Source organism: Streptomyces spiramyceticus (assembly GCF_028807635.1).
In the GTDB taxonomy this organism is placed as follows: Bacteria; Actinomycetota; Actinomycetes; order Streptomycetales; family Streptomycetaceae; genus Streptomyces; species Streptomyces spiramyceticus.
The window spans coordinates 1,893,580-1,914,185 of the sequence record NZ_JARBAX010000001.1 but is presented as its reverse complement, the minus strand read 5'-3'; the positions used below and the strand labels follow the sequence as shown (position 1 = coordinate 1,914,185).

Here is a 20,606-nt window from a genome sequence, read left to right as displayed (position 1 = left end):
GCCTCAGCGGGGGTTACTTTGCGAGATTCGTGGGCGGCGGGATCGGGGACGCCGAGACCGACTGCGGGGAGGTCGCCGAGGCGTAGGCGGACGGCGCCGCCATGCCCGCCGTCGGGTCGGCGGCGGCCTCCGGCCCGGCTCCCACGGGGCCGCCGACGATCCGGATGCCCGCCCGGTCGAACGCCTGCTTGATCCGCCAGCGCAGTTCGCGCTCCACCCCGAGCGCCTTGCCCGGCATCGTCTTCGCGGAGACCCGCACGACCATCGAGTCGAGCAGCACCGAGTCCAGGCCGAGCACCTCGACCGGGCCCCACAGCAGCTCGTTCCACGGCTCGTCCTTGGCGAATGCGTCGGCGGTCTCGGCGATCACCTTGCGTACGCGGTCCAGGTCCTCGGAGGGGTGTACCTGTACGTCGACTCCGGCCGTGGCCCAGCCCTGGCTGAGGTTGCCGATCCGCTTGATCTCGCCGTTGCGGACGTACCAGATCTCGCCGTTGTCGCCGCGCAGCTTCGTCACCCGCAGGCCGACCTCGATGACCTCGCCCGACGCGACGCCCGCGTCGATGCTGTCCCCCACGCCGTACTGGTCCTCAAGGATCATGAAGACGCCGGAGAGGAAGTCGGTGACGAGGTTGCGCGCACCGAAACCGAGCGCCACACCCGCCACACCCGCCGATGCGAGGAGCGGCGCCAGATTGATGTTGAGGGCGCCCAGCACCATCAGGGCGGCCGTACCGAGGATCAGGAACGACGCGACGGACCGCAGTACGGACCCGATCGCCTCGGAGCGCTGGCGGCGCCGCTCGGCGTTCACCAGGAGACCGCCTAGTGCGGTGCCCTCGACCGCCTGGGCGCTGCGGTTCATGCGCGCTATCAGCCTGGTGAGGGCGCGGCGAATGACCGTACGCAGTACGACGGCGATCACGACGATCAGCAGAATGCGCAGGCCCACGCTCAGCCAGACGGACCAGTTCTCCTCCACCCAGCCCGCGGCGTTGTTCGCCTGCTGCGTGGCCCCGTCGAGGGTGACGGGTTCGGTCGTCGGGTCGGGGGCCGACAGGGCGGACCAGAACACGGCAAGAACCTCCAGGCAGGGACGACAGCAGACCAACCACACTAACGGGGCATCCCGCCTAGGCCGGTGCTCTGTTCGAGGGAGAGACAAGCCTCACCAGGGCATGAAGGTGATGTGGTCGAAAACACTCCGAGCCCGTTACCCGGACGTGGTGGCGTTTCGACCAGGCATGAGGGGAGACTGAGAGCAGATCGTCCCGGCGCGAGCCACGCGCCGCCGGCGTAATAGGAGGCATCCGTGCCGCATGTCCTGGTCCTCAATGCGTCGTACGAGCCGCTCGGCGTCGTACCGCTCCGCCGCGCGCTCGTCCTCGTCCTGGAGAACAAGGCTCTCTGCCTCGAGGAATCCGGCGCCTTCATGCACAGCGCGACCCGCGCCGTCCCGGCACCCAGTGTCGTGCGGCTCAAACGGTTCGTGCGGGTCCCCTACCGGGGGCCCGTCCCACTCACCCGCCGTGCGCTCTTCGCCAGGGACGGCGGGCGCTGTATGTACTGCGGTGGCGTCGCAACCAGCGTCGACCACGTCATTCCGCGCAGCCGAGGCGGACAGCACGCCTGGGAGAACGTGGTGGCGGCCTGCCGCCGCTGCAATCACGTCAAGGCCGACCGGCATCTGATGGAGCTCGGCTGGCGGCTGCGCCATCAGCCTGCCCCGCCGTCCGGGCTGGCCTGGCGGATCATCGGGACCGGGCACAGGGATCCGCGCTGGCTGCCGTACTTGCAGCCGTTCGGCGCGGACGATGCGCTGGCCCGGATCGACGGCATTTCCGCCTGAGGTTCCGGGCTTTTGCGGTGCGGGGGCGGGCTTCGGGGTGCGGGCAGGTCCCTGCGGGGAGGGGAATGCGCCGCAGGCAACCCGCACCACCGAGCGCGTCACTCCGCGTCCGCAGCCACCGCGTACGCCTCCACCCCGAACAGTGAGTAACCGAACGGCAGCGCCCGCTCATCGCACTGCACCCGCACGAAGCGCGCCCCCTTCGCATCCATCCGCACCGACTCGCGCCCGCCCTGCCCGTCCCTGACGGTTGCCGCCGTGCGCCACGTACGGCCGTCCTCCGACACCTGGACGCGGTACTTCTTCGCGTACGCCTCCTGCCAGTGCAGTACGACCTGGCCGAGCCGCACCGGCTCCGCCAGCTCGGCCTGCCACCACGCGGAAGGGCCGATCGGCGAGGTCCAGCGGGTGGCCGGGTCGCCGTCGGCGGCGGCGGGGGCCGGGAAGTCCGCGGTCTCGTCGCCGGACGACGAGACCCTCGCGCCCTCGCCCCGGATCAGGTCCGGGCCGGCCGTGCGCGGGAACGCCCGCACCGTCAGGACGCTCTCCTGGCCGTCGAAGGCGACCGGCACCTTGTACTCGCCCGCAGGCACCGACTTGTCCACGCTGATCTCGACGGGGACGGTGGCGCGGGAGCCGCGCGGCACCGTCGTCGTCCGCGGCGCCCTCACCGCGATGCCCTTGGGAGGCTCGGCCGTCAGCCGGGCACGCACATCGCCGGGGCGCCGGCCGATCAGCCGTGCCTCGACGCGCTGCGGCCTGCCGCCGATCTCCGCGTCCGTCTCGGTGCGCTTGAGCCGCAGCTCCGCACGCGGCTCGTCCGCGAACCAGGGCACGAGGTGGTGGACGGCGGGCGCATCGGCGTCCTGCCCGGACTCCTGCCAGGACACGCGTATCGCATCCGCGCGCGCACCCTCGGCGTCCGCCTGCGTCCAGCCGCTGCCGTGCAGCGTGCCGATGCGCCGCCAGCCCTGACCGGGGACGTGCGCCTCGACGGCCGCGCCCTCGCCCTTACCGGGCTCGGTCATGGCGGTCAGCGCCTCGACGGGACGCGGCCGGCCGAGCTGCACGGTGTACGAGCCCGGGCCCCCGGAGACGCTGCCGCCCTTGCGGTCGGCTCCGGTCCAGGCGTCCGCCTTCTTGCGCACCTGCGCGAGGAACGGGTCGAGCACGCCCTTGCCGACGGTGGCCCGGCTCGCCTTGAGGGAGCCGCGCAGCTCGTCCAGGTCGAGTGACGCCCGCCAGGCGGCCCGGCCGTCGCCGCGGGCCTGCGCCTGGAGCAGGTCGACGGAGAGTTCGCCCGCCGTGCCGTACCGCGCCAGCTGCTCGATCCACGGCCGTACCTCGTCGTCGAAGGCACCGCCCGCCGACGACCGGAGCCGCTGCGGCGCTTCCCGCATCACGGTGAAGGCGGCGCGCAGCCTCTTCGCCGCCGCGTCCCGCACGCCCTGGTCCGTGGACGTACGCGCACGCCAGAAGTCGTCGATCAGCGGACGCAGATACGCCGATTCCTCGCCGCCCAGCACGGAGGAGGCGTCATTGCCGGCCAGCGCCCGCATCGCCTCGCGGGCCGGTGCGTCGGCGCCCGCCAGGTCGTCGATCGCGGCCTGCCAGGACTCCTGCGGCTGGTAACCCCGGGGGTTCCAGGTGTAGTCGGCGGCCGTGAAGAGGGGGATGCGGGAGGCGGAGGCCTGTTCCATGGCGTTGGCGAGGAGGGCTGCCGAGCCGGTCGCGACAGCAGGCTCACGGCCCGTGTAGGGGCCGAGAAATATGCGGTCCTGCGCGTAGTCGTTGACCGGGTAGTTGTCCATGGTGACCAGCGGACGCCTGAACGCCGTGCGCGCGCCCGCCAGTTCACGCCCGGTAATCGTCTTCGGTACGACACCGACGCCCGTCCACGCGACCTGCACCCCGTCGTCCAGCTGGGCGGCGAGGGCCTGCCGGTACGCGGTGTTGCCCTCCTGGTAGAACTCGGTCGGCATCACGGACAGCGGCTCCGCACCCGGGTGCCGCTCGGCCAGATGCTTCGCCACCGCGTTGGCCACGCGGGCGTGTGCCTTCGCCGCCGCACGGGGGCCCGAGCCGAAGGTGTCGGAGTCCTGGCCGCAGTGCCACTCGCTGTAGCTGACGTCCTGGAACTGGAGCTGGAAGGACCGCACCCCGAGCGCCCACATCGCGTCGAACTTGCGGTTCAGCGCCTTGATGTCGTCGTCCGACGACATGCACATCGCCTGCCCGGGAGCCACGGCCCAGCCCAGCGTCACATGGCTGCGCCGGGCCCGTTCGGCGAGCGCCCGGAAGGCGGCGCGCTGGTCCGCCGGGTACGGGTCGCGCCAGCGTGCCTGGCGGTACGGGTCGTCGCCGGGCGCGTAGAGATAACGGTTCTGCTTGGTGCGGGCCATGAAGTCGATCTGCGCGAGGCGCTGTTCGGGCGTCCACGGCTGCCCGTAGAAACCCTCGGTCATCCCGCGTACCGCAGTCCCCGGCCAGTCGCGGACCATGACTCCGGCGATCGCCTGCCCGCCCTGCCCGCCCTGCCCGTTCTGTCCGTCCCGTCCGTCCTGTCCGTCCTTCGCGGCCGTGATCAGCTGGCGCAGGGTCTGCGCGGCGTGGAAGAGACCGTCCTTGCCGACCCCGTCGAGCGCGACCGTGTCCCGGCCGTCGACGCTGCCGACGGCGATCCGGTAGCCGCCGGACGGCAGGTCGTCACGCGCGGTCGCGCGCAGGGCACGCAGCGCGTCCTGCGCGCCGGTTCCGCCCGCCTTCACGACGAGGCCGCGCGCGGGCACCGGCTCGCCCTCCTTGACGCTGTACAGCGTCTTCACGCCCGCCCCGCGCAGCACCGCTTTGAGCGCCTCCACGGCGTACGGATCGGATCCGCGCCCCGCGACGAGCACCGCGTCCTCGCCCACGGCGACCGCCTGCCCCGCCGCCCGCATCGACTGCGGACGCGGCCAAACGGGTGGCAGCGCGGCATCGCTCTCGCGGTCCGGCACGGTGGTGGCGGGGGTGTCCGGGCCGGGGTCGGACGGGGCGGCGAACGCACCCTGCGCACCGCCGAGCAGACCGCCGATTACGGCGACCGCGACAGCGGTCGCGCCTCTCCTGCGCCCGAGCTGCACAGCCGTCTCCCCAGTCGCCTCAGACATCCCAGTGTGGGCACCGAGCCCACCACCCGGCCGCCGAGCTGTCAATTTCCAAAGGGGGAACGGATTGTGACCCGGGACACGTTCGGGGAATGTATACGTCTGCGGCCGCGCCCACTGGGTAGGGCTGCTGTGTCCACGTAGACCACCGTAGGGAGGCCCCTGTGGCCGCAGCACAGCTTCTCCTTTCCGCCCTGTCCAAACAGGTGCCGGGCCCGACCACGGCATACGACGCGATGCACGCCGGATACGACTACGCCTCATACGACTACGCGGAGCCGCTGCTCACCACCGAGCCGCCGCTGACCAGCGAGCCTCCGATGGCCGACGCCGCCCCGCTCACCAGCGAGCCCCCGATGGCCGACGCCGCACCCCTGACCAGCGAACCGACTGCCCACGGCACAGCATCGGGCATGGAGCCCACGGGGGTCTGAATGGGCCTTGCCCGCCTCGCCGCCCTGCACGGCGTCGCCACGTCTTACCAGCCATCGGCGAACCGCACCCTCCAGGTCCCCGACGACACCGTCGTGGCCGTGCTCGCGGCCCTCGGCGTGGACGCGGGAACGCCCGAGGCGGTACGGGCAGCCCTCGACGCCCACGAGACGGCCGCCGCACACCGCCTGCTGCCCGCGACGGTGGTGACCTGGGCGGGCCCCGCAGGCCCACTGCCACCACCGACCGTGACCGGCCTCCCCGACGGCACCCTGCTCCGCGTCGAAACGGAGCAGGGCGAGACCGTGGAGTGGCCGGCGGAGTGGCAGACCCCGCCACGGGGCGAGGCCGTGGAGTGGCAGACCCCGCCACGGGGTGACGCGTCGCGGGGCGGAACGGAGTGGGGGCAACTGCCGCTCGGCGTGCACCTGTTGAGCGCGCGCACGCCGGACGGGGCCGAGGGGGCCACCACCCTCGTGGTCGCGCCCGACCGCGTCCCGCAGCCACCCGGCCGCTCCTACGGCCTGCTCGTCCAGCTCTACTCCCTGCTGTCACGGCGCTCCTGGGGCATGGGCGACCTCGGGGACCTCGCCGAACTGGCCGCCTGGTCGGGACGCTCCCTCGGCGTCGGCTTCGTACAGATCAATCCGCTGCACGCGGCCGTCCCCGGTACGCCGACGGACCCCTCGCCCTACCGCCCGTCCTCGCGCCGCTTCCCCGATCCGGTACACCTGCGGGTCGAGAACGTGCCCGAGTTCGCGCACGTCCCGGCAGGCGACCGCGCGCGCATCGAAGACCTGCTCGAACAGGCCGCAGCGCTGCGCGACTCCGTCCTGGACAAGGGCGCGCTGATCGACCGCGACGCCGTGTGGGAGCTGAAGAAGGAAGCCCTGGAGATCGTAAGGAAAGTGCCGCTCGGCCCCGGCCGCCGCGCCGCCTTCTGCGACTTCCTCGCCGAGCAGGGCGCCGCCCTGGAGGACCACGCCACCTGGTGCGCGCTCGCCGAGGTGCACGGCTCCGACTGGCACGCCTGGCCCGCCGGGCTGCGCGACGATCCGCACGCCGCCGAGGTCCACCACGCCCGCTCCGACCTGTACGACCGGGTCGATCTGCACTGCTGGCTGGCCTGGCTCACCGATTCCCAGCTGGCCGACGCCCAGCGCGCCGCCTGTGACGCCGGTATGCCCGTCGGCGTCGTGCACGACCTGGCCGTCGGCGTGCACCCCGACGGCGCCGACGCCTGGGCGCAGCAGCACGCGTTCGCCCGGGGCATGTCGGTCGGGGCCCCGCCGGACGCCTTCAATGCGCGCGGCCAGGACTGGGGCCTGCCGCCGTGGCGCCCGGACGTCCTCGCCGAAGCGGCGTACGCCCCGTTCCGAGGTCTGCTGCGGGGGCTCCTGCGCCATGCCGGCGCCCTGCGCATCGACCACGTGATGGGGCTCTTCCGGTTGTGGTGGGTTCCGGAGGGCCGAGAGCCCACGGAGGGGACGTACGTCCGCTACGACGCGGAGGCGATGCTCGCGGTCCTCGCCCTGGAGGCACACCTGGCCGGCGCCGTCGTCATAGGGGAGGACCTCGGCACCGTCGAGCCCGGCGTCCGCGACGCCCTCGACGAGCGTGGAGTCTCCGGCACCTCGGTGCTGTGGTTCGAACGCGACTGGGCCGATACGGGCGAGCCCCTGCCCCCGCGGAACTGGCGCGAGCACTGCGTGGCCACCGCCACCACGCACGACCTGCCGTCCACCGCCGCCCGCCTCACCGGCGGCCATGTCGCCCTGCGCCACCGCCTGGGCCTGCTCACCCGGCCCCTGGAGGAGGAGCACGCCGAGGGTACGGCGGAGGTCGCCGAATGGCTGTCGTACCTGGCACGGCTGGGGCTGCTGCCGGAGGGCGCGGGCGACGAGGAGGGCGAGATCCGCGCCGTCTACCGCTTCCTGCTGAGCACCCCGGCCCGGATGGTCGGCATCTGGCTGCCGGACGCGGTGGGGGACCGGCGCCCGCAGAATCTGCCGGGTACCTGGGACCAGTACCCAAACTGGCGGCTGCCCGTCGCCGACGCTGAGGGGCATCCCGTAACCCTGGAGGACCTGGCCGCCTCGCCCCGGCTGCACAGGCTGATCGACGTGTTCAGGACCTCGGCGGGAGTGCCTGTGGGACCGCCTGCGGGACTGCGTTTGGCACCCCCGGGCGCGCGGCCCTCGTAGGCATTCGCTACGTTGGCACCGTGGACAAGAAGAACACCCTGCGCGCCGGAGCCGTCGCGGCCGGTACGACGCTGATGATGCTGCTCATGTCGTCCCCCGCGCTCGCGGTCACCCCCGACGACGGTGACGACCCGGGTCCGGGCCTGAGTGTGGCCGAGACCCTCGGCCTGTATGTCGCGGCACCGATCGGCCTGTTCCTGGTCATCGCGGGCCTCGTCATGGTGCTGGACAAGTCCAGGAAGCAGAGCCGCTGACCCGAGTCCGGGTCCGGGCTCTGCCGCCAGGCACAGTTTTCTGAGGGCGCCCCTGCTCCGTACCAACGGCAGCGGGGGCGCCTTCGGTGCGTTTTCCTACCTTTCGGCCGTGCCCGCCAGCAGCTGCCGCAGCAGCTCCGAGAGCTGCTCGACCTGCTCGTCGCCGAGCCCTTCCAGCGCCTCGTGCTGCAGCTCCAGACCTGTGACCACCGCCTGGTCGACGATCGCGAGGCCGCGCTCCGAAAGCGTCACGCGCAGGCCGCGCCGGTCGTGCGGATCAGGGCTGCGGACCAGCAGTCCGGCCCGTTCCAGCTTGTCGAGGCGGCCCGTCATTCCGCCGGTGGTCAGCATCAGCGTCGCGGAGAGCTGGCGCGGTGAGAGCGTGTACGGCTCGCCGGAACGGCGCAGCGTGGCGAGGACGTCGAACTCGCCGCGCGAGATGCCGAATTGCGCGTACGCCTTCTCGATGCGGTCGCCCATGGCGCGCGCGATCCGGTAGATGCGGCCGAAGACGGCCATCGGGGCGGTGTCGAGTTCGGGTCGTACCTCGGCCCACTGGGCGGTGATGGCGTCGACTGGGTCCTTGGTCGCCTTACTCGCCTTACCCGCCTTCGTGGTCGTGCTCGCCTTGGTCGTCATGCCCGCAGTATCCGCAGAGGTTTGGTCGGCCGCAAGAAAGTTGCTTGACGGAAAGTAGCTTGCGAGTAAGCTACTTTCAACCAAGCTACTCCTGGGGGTCGCCATGAATCGCGCCGGAACAATCGCCTTGACCGCGCTCGCACCCATCTCGTGGGGTTCCACCTACGCCGTCACCACCGAGTTCCTGCCGCCCGACCGGCCGCTGTTCACAGGCCTCATACGCGCACTCCCTGCCGGGCTCATGCTGCTCGCGATCGGCCGGACCCTGCCGCGCGGCGCCTGGTGGTGGAAGGCGGCCGCCCTCGGAGCGCTGAACATCGGGGCGTTCTTCCCGCTGCTCTTCCTCTCTGCGTACCGCCTGCCCGGCGGCATGGCGGCGGTCTTCGGCTCGCTCGCGCCGCTGTGGGTGGCCGGACTCACGATGCTGCTGCTCAGCGAGAAGCCGACCGTACGCACCCTGCTCACCGGGATCGCCGCGGCGCTCGGCGTGAGCCTGGTCGTACTGCGCGCCACGGCGGCGCTCGACACGGTGGGGGTGGTGGCGGCCCTCACCTCATCCGCCTCGATGGCCGCGGGCACCGTCCTCACCAAGCGCTGGGGCCGGCCCGACGGCGTGGGCCCGCTGGTCATGACGGGCTGGCAGCTCACCGCGGGCGGGCTGCTGATCGCGCCCGTCGCGCTCCTGGTGGAGGGTGCGCCGCCGGCGCTCGACGGGCGTGCGGTGGCGGGTTACCTCTACCTCGCACTGGTCAACACCGCGGTGGCGTACTGGCTCTGGTTCCGTGGCATCGGGCGGCTCACGGCGACCTCCGTCACCTTCCTCGGCCCGCTGTCGCCGCTGACGGCCGCGGTCATCGGATGGGCGGCGCTGGGTCAGTCGCTGACGCCGGTGCAGGTGATCGGGATGGTGATCGCGCTCGGCGCGACGCTGGTGGGGCAGATGGCGGTGAGGCCGAGATCGTTCAGTTCTACTGAAGAGACTGGTTCGAAACATTCGATGGACCTGACTGGTGCGTCGGTGCGACGGTAGCTCCCGTAGCCAAGATCCCCGAACGGGGGAGAGGGAAGAGGGATATCAGTGGCAGTCCTGGACCGCGTCCGTGTTCGCGTCCGTGTCGGCGTCCGTGACGGCGGCGTCCGTGACGGCATCGGCATCAGCGGCGAGTCGGCAGGCGGGAGGGCGAAGGGGCTGAAGCAGGCCTCCGCGCTCGGCCTCGTCCTCGCCGCCGCCGCTACGGTCGTCTGGTCGGGAAGCTTCGTCACCTCCCGCGCCCTCCACGACTCCGTACCCCCCGTGCAGGCCGCCTTCTGGCGCTGGATCGTGGCCATCGTCGCCGTGGCCCCCTTCGCCGCCCGCGAGGCCTGGCGTCAACGGGCCCTGCTCCGCCGCCACCTGGGCTTCGTAACGCTGGCCTCGCTGCTCGGGGTCACCGTCTACAACACCCTCGTCAACCAGGCCGGACTTTCCACCTCCGCGGGCAACATGGGCATGATCATGGCCGCGTCGCCGGTCCTGATGGCCTTCTACGAACGCCTCGGCGGCCGGCGCCTCGGCGCCCGCCGCACCCTCGGCATGCTGGTCGCCTGCGCCGGAGTGCTGCTCCTGGTCAGCAAGGGCTCGCTCGCCATGGACTTCGCCACCGGCGACCTGTGGATGCTCGCCGCCGCGCTCTCCTTCGGCTCGTACAGCGCGCTGCTGCGCCGCAAGCCCGACGGGCTGGGCGGACTCGCCTTCCTCTTCAGTACGTTCGTGCTCGGCGCGCTGATGCTGCTCCCGGTGTACGTCGTCAGCCTCGCCGTCCAGGGCGGCTTCGAGCCGACGACGGGAACGGTCGGACCCCTGCTGTACGTCGGCGTCTTCTCCTCCGCGGTCGCCTTCTTCGCCTGGAACAAGGCGATCGCCCTGATCGGCGCGGCGCGGGCGGGGGTTGTGTACTACCTCCAGCCGGTGTGCGTGGCGCTGCTCTCCTTCGCCCTGCTCGGCGAGGCGACCGGCGTGATGGGGGTTGTGTGCATGGTGCTGATTCTCGGCGGAGTGATGCTGGGGGCGGGACGGGGCAAGTAGGGCCGGGGGCGGGATATGTTGCGCCCCATGATCGAGTGGGACATCAAGAAGCTGCGGATCCTGCGCACCCTGCGCGACCGGGGAACCGTGACCGCGACGGCCGAGGCGTTGATGATGACGCCGTCGGCCGTTTCGCAGCAGCTGTCCAACCTCGCCAAGCAGCTCGGCGTACCTCTGCTGGAGGCGCACGGGCGGCGGGTGCGCCTGACCGACGCGGCCCACTTGGTCCTGCGGCACGCGGAGGCCGTCTTCGCTCAACTCGAGCGGGCCGATGCCGAGTTGACGGGGTACGTGCAGGGGGAGGCCGGGGAAGTGCGCGTCGGGGCGTTCTCGACGGCCGTGCCCGCGCTGGTGGTGCCGGCGGTGCAGCGGCTCCGTACGACACATCCGGCGCTGGAGGTACGGGTCAGGGAGGCGGAGGCCGCCGAGGCGTACGAGCTGCTGGCGGGCGGGGTCGTCGACCTCGCCCTGTCGCTGGCGGCGCACGCCCCGACCGCCCGCGACCCGAAGCTCGCCCGCTTCCCGCTGCTGGCCGACCCGCTGGACGTGGCACTCCCGGCCGGGCACCCGCTCGCGGCGGCGCCGGGCCTGCGGCTTGCGGACCTCTCCGGCGAGGCGTGGATCTTCGGCGGGAGCGGCCCGTGGTCCGAGATCACCCGGCACGCCTGCGAGGCGGCGGGCTTCGTGCCCGAACAGGCCCACAGCGCCGCCGGCTGGACGGCGATCCTGGCCATGGTGGAGGCGGGGATGGGCGTTGCCCTGGTACCGAGGATGGCGGCGGGGGAGCGTCGTACGGGCGTGGTGATGCGCGTACTCAGCGCCGACCAGCCGCAACGCCACGTGGTGGCGGCCGTACGCCGTGGGGCAGAGGCGGGGCCGGCGGTGGCGCGGGTACTGGCGGCGCTGCGGGAGGTGGCGGCGGCGCGGGTGGTGAGGAACCGGACTCGGACCTGATCGTTCGGATTTGCTTCAAAGGCTGTCCAGAAACTTTCGATGGACCTGACCGGTCAAGGACTGTGAAAGTCAGGGCATGACGACGACCGACGCGAACCCCGAAGACCCGCACGCCAACGACGCCGCTCCCTACACGGGGGGCGACCCGTACGCCGACTACCGGGGCGGGGACTTTCCCTTCACCGAGCTCGTCGATCTGGCCGACCGGCGTCTGGGTGCGGGCGTCATCGCCGCCAATGACGAGTTCTTCGCCGAGCGCGAGAACCTCCTCGTCCGCGAGCGCGCGGTCTTCGACCCGGAGCACTTCGGTCACAAGGGCAAGATCATGGACGGCTGGGAGACCCGCCGTCGCCGTGGTGTCGACGGTACGCAGCCGTTCCCCGCGCCCGACGACCACGACTGGGCCATCGTGCGGCTCGGCGCGGCCGGTGTCATTCGCGGGGTCATCGTCGACACCGCTCACTTCCGTGGCAACTACCCGCAGCGGGTGAGTGTCCAGGCCGCGTCCGTGGAGGGCTCGCCCAGTCCCGAGCAGCTGCTCGGCGACGACGTGAAGTGGGAGGAGATCGTCCCGCTGACGCCCGTGCGCGGTCACGCCGCCAACGGGTTCGAGATCGCCTGCGAGCGGCGCTTCACCCACGTGCGGCTGTGCCAGCACCCCGACGGCGGGGTCGCTCGGCTGCGTGTCCACGGCGAGGTCGTGCCCGACCCCGAGTGGCTCGGCCTCCTCGGCACGATCGACCTCATCTCGATCCTCAACGGCGGTACGTACGAGGACGCTTCGGACAAGTTCTACTCGTCGCCGGCGCAGATCATCCTGCCCGGGACCTCCCGCAAGATGGACGACGGCTGGGAGAACCGCCGTCGCCGTGTCCGCGACACCAATGACTGGGTGCGCTTCCGGCTCGTCGCGCAGGGCGCGATCCGGGCCGTCGAGATCGACACGGCGTACCTCAAGGGCAACTCGGCCGGCTGGATCGCGCTGAGCGGGCGCAACGGTGACACGGGGGAGTGGTTCGAGATCATCCCGCGTACGAAGCTCCAGCCCGACACGCTGCACCGGTTCAAGCTCCCGGCGCAGGCCGTCGCCACCCATGTCCGGCTCGACGCCTTCCCCGACGGGGGTGTGGCGCGGATGCGGCTGCACGGAGCGCTCACCGAGCAGGGCGCGGCGGAACTGCGGGCGCGATACGAGGACTTGGGCGGCGGCGGCGCCCTGTAGACCCCGCTCGGCGGGCGGAGCGGCACAGCGCCTGCCCGCCGGGCGGTTTCAACGCAAGACCAAGCGCAAGACCAAGCGCAAGACCAGGGGGGCCGGGGGAGAAACGCCGGACGGGATGGATTTCCAGCCCGTCCGGCGTTTCGGCGTGGGGAACAAGCCCCAGGGCGATGCCTAAGCTGCCGCCGCGTCCGCCGCCTGTGCCTTCAGCGCTCGCTCGATGCCCGACCGGGACTCCGAGATCAGGCGGCGCAGCGCCGCGTTCGGGCCCGCCGAGGCCAGCCACGCGTCCGTCGCGTCCAGCGTCTCCTGCGAGACCTGGATCGACGGGTACAGGCCGACCGCGATCTGCTGCGCCATCTCGTAGCTGCGCGACTCCCAGATGCCCTCGACCGCCGCGAAGAACTTCTCCGCGTACGGTGCGAGCAGCTCACGCTGGTCGATCTGCACGAAGCCGCCGATGACCGCCTCCTGCGTGGAGTTCGGGAGCTTGTCGGACTCCACGACCGACGCCCACGCCTCCGCCTTCGCCTCCGCGGTCGGCCGCGCCGCCCGCGCGGCCGTGGCATGCAGTTCGCCCTGGGACGTCCTGTCACGCTCCAGCTCCGCCGCGATCGCCTTCTCGTCCGCACGCCCCGTCGCCGCGAGCCGCTGCACGAACGCCCAGCGCATGTCGGCGTCCATCGCCAGACCCTCGACGGTCTCCGTGCCGTCCAGCAGGCCCTGGGCCAGGTCCAGCTGTCCGTCGGTGCGGGCCGTCGCCGCGAACGCCCGTGCCCACGCCAGCTGCTGGTCACTCCCCGGCTCGGCGGCCCGCAGGTGCTCCAGCGTCGCCTCCGTCCACCGCGCCAGCCCCGTCTCGCGCCACTCCGGAGCCGCGTACAGCTCCAGTGCCAGCTTCGCCTGGCGGTGCAGCGACTGAACGACGCCGATGTCCGACTCCTTGCTGATGCCCGACAGGACCAGCGCGAGGTAGTCGCGGGTGGCGAGCTCGCCGTCCCGGGTCATGTCCCAGGCGGCCGACCAGCACAGCGCGCGCGGCAGCGACTCCGTGAAGTCGCCGATGTGCTCGGTGACGGTGGACAGCGACTCGGCGTCCAGGCGCACCTTCGCGTACGACAGGTCGTCGTCGTTGAGAAGGATCACCGCCGGGCGGCGGGTGTTCGCCGGGAACGGGACCTCGGTCAGCTCGGCCGCCTCGATGTCCAGCTCGATGCGGCTCGTACGGACCAGCTTGCCGCCGCCGTCCAGGTCGTAGCAGCCGATCGCGATCCGGTGCGGACGCAGGGTGGAGGTGCCCTTGGCGCCCGTGGGCAGCGGCGGGGCTTCCTGGCGTACGGCGAAGGACGTGACGTTGCCGTCCGCGTCCGTCTCGATCTCCGGGCGCAGGACGTTGATGCCCGCCGTCTCCAGCCACGCCTTCGACCACGTCTTCAGGTCGCGGCCCGACGTCTTCTCCAGCGCGCCCAGCAGGTCGGACAGGCGCGTGTTGCCGAAGGCGTGCGCCTTGAAGTACGCCTGCACGCCCCGGAAGAACTCGTCCTGGCCGACGTACGCGACGAGCTGCTTCAGTACGGAAGCGCCCTTGGCGTACGTAATGCCGTCGAAGTTGACCAGCACGTCGTCCAGGTCACGGATCTCGGCCATGATCGGGTGCGTGGACGGGAGCTGGTCCTGGCGGTACGCCCAGGTCTTCTCCGCGTTCGCGAACGTCGTCCACGAGTGCGGCCACTTGGAGCCCGGCGCGTACGCCTGGCAGGCGACCGACGTGTAGGTGGCGAACGACTCGTTCAGCCACAGGTCGTTCCACCACTCCATGGTGACCAGGTCGCCGAACCACATGTGGGCCAGCTCGTGCAGGATCGTCTCGGCCCGCCGCTCGTACGCCGCGTCGGTCGTCCGCGAGCGGAAGATGTACTGGTCGCGGATGGTGACCGCGCCTGCGTTCTCCATCGCGCCCGCGTTGAACTCCGGCACGAAGAGCTGGTCGTACTTCGCGAAGGGGTACGCGTAGTCGAACTTCTCCTGGAACCAGTCGAAGCCCTGCCGCGTGACGTCGAAGATCTCGTCCGCGTCGAGGAACTCGGCGAGGGAGGGGCGGCAGTAGATGCCGAGCGGGACGCTCTGCCCGTCCTTCTCGTACGAGCTGTGCACCGCGTGGTACGGGCCGACGATCAGCGCGGTGATGTACGTCGAAATGCGCGGCGTCGGCTCGAAGCGCCAGATGTTGTCCTTCGCTTCGGGCGTCGGCGAGTTCGAAATGACGGTCCAGCCCTCGGGCGCCTTCACCGTGAACTGGAACGTCGCCTTGAGGTCCGGCTGCTCGAACGAGGCGAAGACCCGCCGCGCGTCCGGCACCTCGAACTGGGTGTACAGATACGCCTGCTGGTCCACCGGGTCGACGAACCGGTGCAGGCCCTCGCCCGTGTTGGTGTACGCGCAGTCGGCGACGACCTGCAGCTCGTTCGGGCCCTCGTGAAGGTGCTTCAGCGTGATCCGGGAGTCCCGGAAGACCGCGGCGACATCCAGCGACTTGCCGTTCAGGAAGACCTGATGCACGGCGGGCGCCACCAGATCGATGAAGGTCTCCGCCCCCGCCTCGGCGGAGTCGAACCGCACAGTGGTTGCGGACCGGTACGTGCCTCCCTCCTGCGCGCCGCTCAGGTCGAGATCGATCTCGTACGCGTCAATGGTGAGCAGGCTCGCCCGCTGCTGCGCCTCTTCGCGGGTCAGATTCGTGCCAGGCACCCGGTCATCTCCTCGGTATGTGACGTTTTTCGTCATCCTTCCACGCCGTTCATGTAATGGCTGCTGAGTATGCTCGCAGCTGACTGGAAGCGGGCGGCAAGGCATGCCCTACCCGGGCAGCATTGAGGGCAACTCTCAGCTGGAGTCGGACTACGCGGCCGCTTTCGACGAGTGGGGCGCGAGCGAGGACGCGGCGTTCTGGGACCGGACCGTCGGGGACGGGCTGACCGATACGCAGAGGTGAGATCTACCAGCGCTGCGCCGGCACCTGGCGCTCTGAGGCGCCTCGCGAGCATGACGGCGGGGCGGGACTCCCGTACCGCAGAGTCCCGCCCCGCCGTCACAGACGCCGGAAAGGTCAGGCGTGGTCGGCCTTGAGCTCGGCCGCGACCAGCTCCGCGATCTGCACGGCGTTGAGCGCCGCGCCCTTGCGGAGGTTGTCGCCCGACAGGAACAGCGAGAGGCCGTTCTCGGCGGTCTCGTCGAGGCGGATGCGGCCGACGTACGACACGTCCTTGCCCGCGGCCTGGAGCGGCGTCGGGATCTCGGACAGGGCCACGCCCGGGGCGCCGCCGAGCAGCTCGTACGCGCGCTCCACGCTCAGCGGGCGCTCGAAACGGGCGTTGACCTGGAGCGAGTGGCCGGAGAAGACCGGGACGCGCACGCAGGTGCCCGAGACCTTGAGCTCCGGGATCTCCAGGATCTTGCGGGACTCGTTGCGGAGCTTCTGCTCCTCGTCGGTCTCGTGAGAGCCGTCGTCGACGATGCTGCCGGCCAGCGGCAGCACATTGAAGGCGATGGGGCGCTTGTAGACGGCGGGCTCGGGGAACTCGACGGCCTCGCCGTCGAAGGTGAGCTGGTCGGCGTGCTCGGCGACCTTGCAGGCCTGGCCGTGCAGCTCGGCGACACCGGCGAGACCCGAGCCGGACACGGCCTGGTAGGTGGTGGCGACCATCGCGGTCAGACCGGCCTCGGCGTGCAGCGGCTTGAGGACCGGCATAGCGGCCATCGTGGTGCAGTTCGGGTTGGCGATGATGCCCTTGGGGCGGTCCGCGACGGCGTGCGGGTTCACCTCGGACACGACAAGGGGCACCTCGGGGTCGCCGCGCCAGGCGGAGGAGTTGTCGATCACGACCGGGCCCTGGCCAGCGACCTTCTCGGCGAGCGCCCTGGAGGTCGCGCCGCCGGCGGAGAAGAGCACGATGTCCAGGCCGGTGTAGTCGGCCGTCGACGCGTCCTCGACGGTGATGTTCCTGCCCTGCCACTCGATCGTGGAGCCCGCGGACCGGGCGGAGGCGAAGAGACGCAGCTCGTCGGCCGGGAATTCCCGCTCGGCCAGGATCTTGCGCATGACTGTGCCGACCTGACCGGTGGCTCCGACGATTCCGACCTTCACGGGGACTCCTTCGTACGTAACGGCTGGCCAGGGGTGGCGCACTCCATCATGCGCGTGCCCCCGGCCGCCTTGTCCAATCCATTGTCCGGCCCTCGGACGGCAGACGGTGTGCAGCTGCCCAGCCCCAGCGGACGACGGACCGTGGGCAGCCTGGAGCGCCGCGGGTCTCGTGGGTGAGCATCGTCTCGGTTTGGGGGCCGGTGTTGCGTACGACTCAGTACCGCTGTCCGGCGACGGGCGGCCCGACGTGTCCGCAAGCAGAAGGGCGGATGCTCGTGCGAGCACCCGCCCCTCTTCCCTGCAGACCTGGAGGTCAAGCCGTTACGGCGTGACCTTCTCGATCTGGACGCTGCCGACGCCCGCGGTGGTGCCGCGCGCGTTCACCAGCTGCACCTGGCCGAAGAAGGCCCGGCCCTCGGGGGCCGCACCTGCCACCACGACCTCCGCCTTGACCTGCGCGGAAGCGCCGTTGGCCAGCTTCACGACCTGCGAGTCGTCGACCTTGACCGAGCCGAGCGACGGCGCGAAGTACACGTCGCGGTAGTTGTACTCGGTGCCGGCGTCGCCGACCGCGTAACCGTAGACCTCGATCGTGTAAGTACCCGCGGCGGGCTTGACGAGACTGACGGCCTCTTCCGAGTCGCCGTCCGCGGCCTGGCCGACCTGCACCCCGTCCTTGAGGACGGTGAGGTCGAGGTCCGCGGCCTGGTCGGAGACCCCGCCGATGGCGACGTCGAGGCGCTCGACACCCTCACCGATGGTGACCGTGGTGGTGTGCGTCTCGCCCTTCTTGATGGACGGACGCGCCTCCTTCGACGAGCCCAGCGAGCCGCCCGTCAGCTTGCCGTCGATCGCGGCGAAGCCGTTGGTGACCTTCCAGTCCACCGCGGCCGGGGTACCGACCTTGGCCTCCGGGATGGTCTTCACAGCCGGGTCGAAGGCGGCGCCGAGCACCGTGACGTCCAGCTTGTACGGGTTGTCGAGCAGCGGCGACGTACGACGCGACTCGACCTCGACCTCCCACACACCGGCCTGCGGGTTCGCGTACGAACGCTGGTCCGGGCGGCATTTGTTGGCCGGGTTGGTGTAGTTCGCGTAGCAGTTGACCGTAGACGTCGGGTCGGACGGCACACCGTACGGGTGAATGCTGATGAACCGGGTCTGGCTGTCCTTCGCGAGACCGCCGAGCGCGACCTCCAGGGACTTCGCGCCCTCCGGGACGGTGATGAAGTACGACGTCGGGTTGTTGCGCTGCACCGAGCCGGAGTCCGAGAAGGTGTACGACGGCTTCACCAGATCCTTGGCGGCGACCACGGTCGCGAGGATCTGCTTGTCGACGCCCTCGGTGCGCTCGTCGTCCGCTTCCAGGACGGCGCTGTGCAGACCGGTCGAACCGGGCCTCGCCTGCACCCTGACGGTGACCGGCTTGTTCAGCGGCAGGTCGACCTCGTCGTCGCCGAGCAGCCGGAACGTGCCGTCGTTGTACTTCCAGTCCAGCTCGTGCTCGATCGCACGGTCCGGGCCGCTCGTACGCGTGATGGTCACGTCGTACGTCTTCTTCTGACCGGCCTTGAGGCCGCCTTCGCGGTCGTACAGTCCGGTGCCGAAGCCCGGCGTCTTGAGCGCGTAGTCGATCGCGGTGTCGACCGGGGCCTTGACGGTGTAGTCGTGCGCCGTCGCGCCGTCCTCGATCGCCTCCCAGGCGTCCACGATGTCGATCAGGCCGGAGCCCTGCTCGTGCGCCTGCTCACCGCTGATCCGGTTCGCGGTGCTGGTCAGCGCGGTGCGCAGCTTCACCGGGGTGAGCTCGATCTTCTCCTGCTTGGCCGCGGAGAGCAGCAGCGCGCTCGCGCCCGCCGCCTGCGGCGAGGACATCGACGTGCCCTGCAGCATCGAGTAGCCGGCCGGGAGCTTGTAGCCCGCCTCGGCGACCGGGCCGCCGGGCGCCCAGGTCTGGGTGGTGTTGATGGACGCGCCGGGCGCGGTGATGGTCGGCGTGAAGCCACCGTCCTCACGCGGGCCGCGCGAGGAGAACGGCATCATGGCGTACCGCTTCTCCACGACCGAGCCGTAATTGGCGGCCCAGGTCTCCTTGGAGATGGCCGCGCCGACCGAGATGACCTTGTCGGCGAGGGCCGGGTCACCGATGGTGTTGGTGCCGGGGCCGCTGTTGCCGGCCGAGACGACCAGCTGCACGCCGTACGTGTCGATGAGACGCGTGTAGAGCTCGGCGCGCGCGTTGTTGCCGTCGTTCAGCGCGGGCAGGCCGCCGATCGACATGTTGACGATGTCGACACCGCGCTTGGTGACGAGGTCGATCATGCCCTCGGTGAGCGCGACGTTGGTGCAGCCGCCGCTCCAGGTGCAGGCGCGCGAGGAGACCAGCTTGGCGCCGGGGGCGGCGCCGTTCATCCGGCCGCCGAAGAGGCTGTTGGCGGCGGTGATGCCGGCGACGTGCGTGCCGTGCGAGCCCTCGATGATGCCGATGTTGACGTAGTCGGCCTTCGCGCCGGCCGCGTTGTAGACGACGTCCTTGCGGATCTCGGCGACGAACGGGATCTGCTCGACGACCTCGGTCGCCGGGTCGTCCTTGCCGAAGTACCGGACCTGGTGCTTGTCCTTGTACGGCTTCATCGCCTCTTCGTCGCCGAAGTCGGCGTCGTTGTCGAGGTCGACGCGGACCGTGCCGGAGGCGGCGTCGTACAGCACGCCCCAGACGTCGGTGGTGTCACCGTCGCGGTTCAGGTCGCCCGCCATGTCGCCACCCTTGGTGGCTTCCTCGCGGAAGAGGTTGAACTTGTAGCTGCCTTCGGGGGCCGACCACGTACGGTCCGCGATCGTGAAGGTCGGGCCGCTCACGGCGGCCGTCATCCGGCGCCAGGTCCCGTCGCCGTCGGCGACCGGGTCGGTGGCCGTCACCCAGTCGACGATCTTGCGCTCGCCGGTGGTGGTCTTCTGGAGGGCCGGGTGGCCGAGGTCGACACCCGAGTCGAGGATGCCGATGGTGACCCCGCGGCCGTCGGCCTTCGGGTTCTCCTTCACGAACTCCACGGCGCCGGTCTCGTGGGACGGGTTGTACGGGTTCTTCGCGGGTGTCTGCTTCCCGGGGCCCGCGTACGTGCCCTCGGCGCCGGCGGCCGCACCCTTGGCGCGGTCCGCCGCCGGGGTCGGGTCGTCCAGCTCGATGACCTGCTTGAGGTCGATGCCGTGCACGTCGGTGAGCTTCGAGGCGGCCTTGATGGCCGCGTCCGCCTTGCCGGTGGGCAGGGTCGCGCGTACGTAGCCGAGCTTGTCGTCCGTACGGCCGACCACGCCGCCCTGTACGGCGTCGAGCTGCTGAGCGACGCGCTCGGTGGCGCCGGGCGCGGTCGCGACCATCAGCGTGACGTTCTTCGTGCCGTCGGCCTGCGCCTCGGCGAGCACCTCCGCGTCGGCGGAACCGAGCTTCGCAGCGGCGGACTTGGCGACCGGCGGCGTGCCCCGGGGGTCGTCGGCGGCAGCCGCGACGGCGGATACCGGTGCGGCCGCGCACAGCGCGGCGACCAGGCCGGCGGCGAGCGCGATGCGGGCCGCGGGTCTCGCCCCGGGTATCGAGGTGGGGGATTCGAGGGTCATGGGCATCCCTGCTGTCAGAAAGCTTGAAAGAAAGGGTCCGGGCCGGGTCAGGGCCTGGAGTCCGGAATACGGTGCCGGATGACCG

15 protein-coding genes are annotated in these 20,606 nt (G+C 71.1%); 9 read left to right on the top strand and 6 right to left on the bottom strand.

What is annotated here, in order from left to right:
* Positions 1 to 13: 13 nt before the first annotated feature.
* Entirely contained in the window at positions 14 to 1,075 is a 1,062-nt protein-coding gene (locus tag PXH83_RS08685; RefSeq protein WP_274558503.1) for a mechanosensitive ion channel family protein, read from the bottom strand.
* A gap of 237 nt (positions 1,076 to 1,312) precedes the next feature.
* Between PXH83_RS08685 and PXH83_RS08680 the strand changes: the two genes are divergently transcribed.
* Positions 1,313 to 1,849, top strand: coding sequence for an HNH endonuclease (locus PXH83_RS08680; RefSeq protein ID WP_214918834.1), 537 nt, complete (start codon positions 1,313 to 1,315; stop codon positions 1,847 to 1,849).
* A gap of 98 nt (positions 1,850 to 1,947) precedes the next feature.
* Here PXH83_RS08680 and PXH83_RS08675 read toward each other — a convergent pair whose 3' ends face one another.
* Positions 1,948 to 4,971: a glycoside hydrolase family 84 protein gene (locus PXH83_RS08675; RefSeq protein ID WP_274562729.1), complete on the bottom strand. Its 3,024-nt coding sequence runs from the start codon at positions 4,969 to 4,971 to the stop codon at positions 1,948 to 1,950.
* Between the two features lie 260 nt (positions 4,972 to 5,231).
* Between PXH83_RS08675 and PXH83_RS08670 the strand changes: the two genes are divergently transcribed.
* The 3 genes from PXH83_RS08670 to PXH83_RS08660 are packed head-to-tail and all read left to right on the top strand — an operon-like array spanning position 5,232 to position 7,885.
* Positions 5,232 to 5,429: a hypothetical protein gene (locus tag PXH83_RS08670; protein ID WP_251020172.1), complete on the top strand. Its 198-nt coding sequence runs from the start codon at positions 5,232 to 5,234 to the stop codon at positions 5,427 to 5,429.
* Positions 5,430 to 7,631, top strand: a complete 2,202-nt coding sequence (malQ, locus tag PXH83_RS08665) for a 4-alpha-glucanotransferase (RefSeq protein ID WP_274558498.1) — start codon at positions 5,430 to 5,432, stop codon at positions 7,629 to 7,631.
* Positions 7,632 to 7,651: 20 nt separating this feature from the next.
* Positions 7,652 to 7,885, top strand: a complete 234-nt coding sequence (locus PXH83_RS08660; RefSeq protein ID WP_214918805.1) for a hypothetical protein — start codon at positions 7,652 to 7,654, stop codon at positions 7,883 to 7,885.
* Between the two features lie 96 nt (positions 7,886 to 7,981).
* On the opposite strand, the gene PXH83_RS08655 is transcribed toward PXH83_RS08660, so the two are convergent.
* On the bottom strand, positions 7,982 to 8,524 hold the full coding sequence (locus PXH83_RS08655) for a MarR family winged helix-turn-helix transcriptional regulator (RefSeq protein WP_274558491.1): 543 nt from the start codon (positions 8,522 to 8,524) through the stop codon (positions 7,982 to 7,984).
* A gap of 103 nt (positions 8,525 to 8,627) precedes the next feature.
* Here PXH83_RS08655 and PXH83_RS08650 point away from each other — a divergent pair, with 103 nt between their 5' ends.
* From PXH83_RS08650 to alc, 4 genes are all read left to right on the top strand, one after another.
* Complete coding sequence (locus tag PXH83_RS08650) at positions 8,628 to 9,554, top strand: EamA family transporter (protein WP_274558489.1); 927 nt, start codon at positions 8,628 to 8,630, stop codon at positions 9,552 to 9,554.
* A gap of 123 nt (positions 9,555 to 9,677) precedes the next feature.
* Positions 9,678 to 10,589 (top strand): DMT family transporter, encoded by a 912-nt coding sequence (locus PXH83_RS08645; RefSeq protein ID WP_274562728.1) that lies wholly within the window; start codon positions 9,678 to 9,680, stop codon positions 10,587 to 10,589.
* Between the two features lie 27 nt (positions 10,590 to 10,616).
* Positions 10,617 to 11,543, top strand: coding sequence for a LysR family transcriptional regulator (locus PXH83_RS08640; RefSeq protein WP_274558486.1), 927 nt, complete (start codon positions 10,617 to 10,619; stop codon positions 11,541 to 11,543).
* Positions 11,544 to 11,619: 76 nt separating this feature from the next.
* Positions 11,620 to 12,765 carry an allantoicase gene (alc, locus tag PXH83_RS08635; protein WP_274558484.1) on the top strand — a complete coding sequence of 382 codons (1,146 nt, stop codon included), beginning with the start codon at positions 11,620 to 11,622 and terminating at the stop codon, positions 12,763 to 12,765.
* A 171-nt stretch (positions 12,766 to 12,936) separates the two neighbouring features.
* Here alc and pepN read toward each other — a convergent pair whose 3' ends face one another.
* Entirely contained in the window at positions 12,937 to 15,510 is a 2,574-nt protein-coding gene (gene pepN / locus PXH83_RS08630) for an aminopeptidase N (RefSeq protein WP_274558482.1), read from the bottom strand.
* A gap of 103 nt (positions 15,511 to 15,613) precedes the next feature.
* Between pepN and PXH83_RS08625 the strand changes: the two genes are divergently transcribed.
* A complete protein-coding gene (locus tag PXH83_RS08625; RefSeq protein ID WP_274558480.1) occupies positions 15,614 to 15,754 on the top strand; it encodes a hypothetical protein in 141 nt (46 codons plus the stop codon).
* A gap of 114 nt (positions 15,755 to 15,868) precedes the next feature.
* On the opposite strand, the gene PXH83_RS08620 is transcribed toward PXH83_RS08625, so the two are convergent.
* Together PXH83_RS08620 and PXH83_RS08615 are read right to left on the bottom strand one after the other, a co-directional pair.
* A complete protein-coding gene (locus tag PXH83_RS08620) occupies positions 15,869 to 16,906 on the bottom strand; it encodes an aspartate-semialdehyde dehydrogenase (protein ID WP_274558478.1) in 1,038 nt (345 codons plus the stop codon).
* Between the two features lie 321 nt (positions 16,907 to 17,227).
* On the bottom strand, positions 17,228 to 20,521 hold the full coding sequence (locus PXH83_RS08615; RefSeq protein ID WP_274558476.1) for a S8 family serine peptidase: 3,294 nt from the start codon (positions 20,519 to 20,521) through the stop codon (positions 17,228 to 17,230).
* Positions 20,522 to 20,606 lie beyond the last annotated feature (85 nt).